The organism is Dolichospermum circinale AWQC310F, assembly GCF_000426925.1.
GTDB lineage: Bacteria > Cyanobacteriota > Cyanobacteriia > Cyanobacteriales > Nostocaceae > Dolichospermum > Dolichospermum circinale.
Genome location: NZ_KE384664.1, coordinates 68,721 through 72,594 on the forward strand (window position 1 = coordinate 68,721; position 3,874 = coordinate 72,594).

Annotated in this window: 5 protein-coding genes; 1 reads left to right on the forward strand and 4 read right to left on the reverse strand. The window is 38.8% G+C overall.

Annotation, left to right across the window (positions count from 1 at the left end):
* Positions 1–63: 63 nt before the first annotated feature.
* From ACIR310F_RS0102385 to tgt, 3 genes are all read right to left on the reverse strand, one after another.
* Positions 64–360: a 2Fe-2S iron-sulfur cluster-binding protein gene (locus tag ACIR310F_RS0102385; RefSeq protein ID WP_028082439.1), complete on the reverse strand. Its 297-nt coding sequence runs from the start codon at positions 358–360 to the stop codon at positions 64–66.
* A 143-nt stretch (positions 361–503) separates the two neighbouring features.
* Positions 504–641: a photosystem II reaction center protein K gene (locus ACIR310F_RS23980; protein WP_006195022.1), complete on the reverse strand. Its 138-nt coding sequence runs from the start codon at positions 639–641 to the stop codon at positions 504–506.
* 129 nt (positions 642–770) lie between these two features.
* Positions 771–1,907, reverse strand: coding sequence for a tRNA guanosine(34) transglycosylase Tgt (gene tgt / locus ACIR310F_RS0102395; RefSeq protein WP_028082440.1), 1,137 nt, complete (start codon positions 1,905–1,907; stop codon positions 771–773).
* 303 nt (positions 1,908–2,210) lie between these two features.
* Here tgt and cobS point away from each other — a divergent pair, with 303 nt between their 5' ends.
* Complete coding sequence (cobS, locus tag ACIR310F_RS0102400; RefSeq protein ID WP_028082441.1) at positions 2,211–2,984, forward strand: adenosylcobinamide-GDP ribazoletransferase; 774 nt, start codon at positions 2,211–2,213, stop codon at positions 2,982–2,984.
* A 3-nt stretch (positions 2,985–2,987) separates the two neighbouring features.
* Here the strand turns inward: cobS and ACIR310F_RS0102405 are convergent, their stop codons facing one another.
* On the reverse strand, positions 2,988–3,818 hold the full coding sequence (locus ACIR310F_RS0102405; protein ID WP_028082442.1) for an SWIM zinc finger family protein: 831 nt from the start codon (positions 3,816–3,818) through the stop codon (positions 2,988–2,990).
* Positions 3,819–3,874 lie beyond the last annotated feature (56 nt).

Sequence of the window (3,874 nt, forward strand, 5' to 3'; positions counted from 1 at the left end):
AAATTAAAACCCACATAAGTGGGCTGTTTTTGTATATAAACGTTTACTAACTACCGCTTTAACTTAGGGTTTGGTGATGACGCTAACAGGTCCATTAACTAGGGTTTGACAAGCTAGACGGTAATTATCAGGCTTATTTTTGAATTTGCGGTTTTCTAAATCTGTGCGGGGAGAAAGGTTTTCTAGTCCTTCGGTAATTTGGACAACACAAGTAGTACATTGTCCCGCACCACCGCAATTAGTGATTTTGCTGAGAAATGTGTAGATATCAATCCCATTTTCTACGGCTTTGAGTCGGAGATTAGCGCCGTTTGCGGCCACTATTTCTTTATTCTCTTTGACAAATTTGATGTTTCCCATAGTGTATTCCTGGTGATTTAGTATGCGACTGGATTAATTATATTGATTTATTGCAAAATATTAAGAAATATTAATTTCATGCAAAAAAACAAAAAAATAGGACAGGTGTGCATTACCTGTCCAGAAAATTGTAGATGGGTAAGTTATCTGAAACCGACTGCTGCTTGCCAAACAAATGCAAGTAACAAGAAGAAAACGGGAATAACAGGTAAAACATCTACCAAGGGGTCGAAGATTTGGTAAGCTTCAGGCAGTTTTGCTAGTAATAGTGCTGCTTCCATGTTTGTTTAAATCCACCTAATAGTCAAATACAGCTTTTATATGCGAGATGTATTTTAACATGGTTTGGATTTTAGATTTTAGATTTTAGATTTTGGATTTTGGATTGATTACAGAATTTATGATCATCATCAGTCCTCAGTTTTTTCTAAATCAATAGCATCATGTTGCAACCAATGACCAAAATCTGTGACAAAGCGATCGCTTAATATTGAAGCTCGAATCTTTTGAGTAAAGCGAATCAATTCAGTGATGTTATGAATAGTCAACAAAGTATAAGCTAATATTTCCTGCGATCGCACCAAATGAGATATATAAGCACGACTGAAATTTTCACAAGTGTAACAAGGGCAATTTGTATCCAGTGGGGTAAAATCTTCACGAAACTTAGCGTTTTTGAGATTCCAACGTTCACCGTCAACAATAGCTGTACCATGTCTAGCCCATCTAGTAGGAATCACACAATCAAATAAATCTACCCCAGAAGCGATCGCAATTGCCATTTCTCGATAAGTTCCCACACCCATCAAATAACGGGGTTTATTCACAGGTAACAACGGGGCTGTAGTTTGGACAATTTGCGCCATTAAATCCGTAGGTTCACCCACACTGACACCACCAATGGCATATCCAGGCATATCCAACTGCGCCAATTCCCCAGCAGCACGGGCGCGTAAATCTAAATATACTCCCCCTTGGACAATGGGAAACAATGCCTGATCCTGGCGTTGATGGGCTGATATAGAGCGTTTTAGCCAGCGATAGGTACGGTCAGTAGCGGCTTCCACTTCCTGACGAGTAGCCGGATAAGGAGGACATTCATCAAAAGCCATGATCACATCAGCCCCCAGAATATTCTGAATTTCAATAGAGCGTTCTGGAGTTAATTTAATCATTTGCCCATCATGAGGTGAGCGAAAAGTCACACCTTCTTCTGTAATTTTCCGCATCTCGCTCAAACTAAAAACCTGAAATCCACCGGAGTCCGTGAGCATGGGACCTGGCCAACCCATAAACTTATGTAACCCACCACCACCCGCAACAATAGCCTCTCCCGGTTGGAGATGTAAATGATAGGTATTAGCCAAAACCATTTGCGCTCCCGTTGCGGCCAATTGGGCAGGGGTGATAGTTTTGACATTAGCTAATGTTCCCACAGGCATAAACCTGGGCGTTTCTACTGGTCCGTGGGGGGTAGAAAATATTCCGGCTCTGGCTTTGGTCTGGCTACAGGTAGCGAGACATTCAAAAGAAAAATTGGCACTCAAGACAAAAATACGGTTTCGCTAAATTTATCCACCAACTTAACATTTTCTCGACTGCTTAGTAAGTTGGCATTAAAAATTGTCGTTATGACAAGGGAACAGGGAACAGGGAACTTTACTTTTCGTTACTTATGTCGGTTTTTTTCCGTTCACTTACTTTGATGCAGTTTGTGGGATTTTTGTCAATAAAATCAAATTGAGAAGCCACGTCTGGTCATCTGTGATAAATTATCTGTCTGGGAGTAAATAAAACTTAATATTCATCAATAATTCAAGCGTTTTGGCTAAAAAAACTCTATCTAAAGTATGGCTAAGATATTACGCTGGTGGCAACAGCAATTCTTAAATTTAATTGCGGCTGTCATTTTCTATACCGCTATTCCCTTACCTAATGTGCAAAATTTGGACTTCCAAAAGGTTGCTTGTTTCGCGCCAGTAATTGGGTTAATGATTGGTGGTATTTTAGGTGGGTTAGATGTAGGTATGAATTATTTGGGTATTCCCATGCTAACCCGTAATGCTTTGGTAGTGGGTGCGTGGATAGCAATTACTGGAGGATTACATTTAGATGGAGCAATGGATACAGCGGATGGTTTAGCAGTGGGTGATCCTCAACGGCGGTTACAGGTCATGATGGATAGTGCCACCGGTGCATTTGGGGCAATGTCCGCTATAATGATTATTATTTTGAAAATAACTGCTTTAACAGATATAGCTGAAAACCATTATTTAGTATTGATGTCTGCTTGTGGGTGGGGACGTTGGGGACAACAAATAGCTATTTGTCAATATCCTTATCTGAAGCCTAGTGGTAAGGGTGCATTTCATAAACAAGCTATTCGTTCTTATTTTGATTTATTTCCAAGTTGGGTTTTGTTAATTGGTTTAAGTGGTGTTGTTTGGGTAATGAATCCCCATAATTTAGTTTTAGCTGTGGGGATGGTTTTATCTGGGAGTGTGATTTCTGTTGTTACCCCAGCTTGGTTTAATCATAAATTAGGTGGACATACGGGAGATACCTATGGTGCTGTGGTGGAGTGGACTGAAGCCTTATTTTTGTGTGTAATTAGCAGTTTTTGATGATCATCCCACATTCATAGCTGCTAAAAAAGCCTTTTGACTGACATCTTTATACACTGCTTCTAAATATTTCATTACTAATTCACCAGCAGGTAAATTAGTTGTATTTTCCTGATCTTTTGCTAAAGGAATTGTTCCTAATACATCTAATATTGTTGCACTCACAGCAGGTGAAATTACCACTAGAGAAGATTCTAATGGTTCATTATATCGCCAAAAATCATCTATTTTAACGGGATATTGATGTTCAGAAACCTCTGGTTGAATTTCTGATGTTTCTTGAATTATGTTTACATTTTTACTGCTGCGTAATTGACGTAAATCGCTGATAATTTGCTCTTTTGTGCGTCCACGTAGTTGAAATAAGACAAAAGGATCTTCACTAAAGCGATCGCCTAATTGATAATATACAGCACCGATATGTTTACAAGGAACTGCTTGATCAGGACAAGAACATTTACTGTGAATATCAGTCAGAGTAAAGGGGAATAATGATAAACCATTACTGATAAAAACTTCCTCGATATTTTGTGGCATTTCCCCTGCTAATAGTTTAGCGGCAAAAATCGCTTTTTGGGACATTGTTTCCACAATATAACCCCATTCTTCATCACTAAAAGCATCAAGGGATAAAGAAACTTTATAAGGTTCTACTTCACTACCTTGCACTCTAGCTAATACCTTCCCAGCTTTAAATTTAATACTGAGAACATTTCCTTCTCGATAATAATTTCTTGCCCGTTCTAAGCGCTTTTTAAATCGGTAAGAATCCAGTAAATCTAACCATCTTTGTGACCACCATTCCCGACTTGCTTGTAAGGTTTCATTACTCATAATCTTTCATCTTTTTGTGGTGTTAGCAATAGACCTCCTCCATTTATTCAAAGTAT

Bases quoted from the DNA above. Each gene is read 5' to 3' on its own strand.
- ACIR310F_RS0102385 (WP_028082439.1), bottom strand. From the start codon at position 360: ATGGGAAACATCAAATTTGTCAAAGAGAATAAAGAAATAGTGGCCGCA.
- ACIR310F_RS23980 (WP_006195022.1), bottom strand. From the start codon at position 641: ATGGAAGCAGCACTATTACTAGCAAAACTGCCTGAAGCTTACCAAATC.
- cobS (WP_028082441.1), top strand. From the start codon at position 2,211: ATGGCTAAGATATTACGCTGGTGGCAACAGCAATTCTTAAATTTAATT.
- ACIR310F_RS0102405 (WP_028082442.1), bottom strand. From the start codon at position 3,818: ATGAGTAATGAAACCTTACAAGCAAGTCGGGAATGGTGGTCACAAAGA.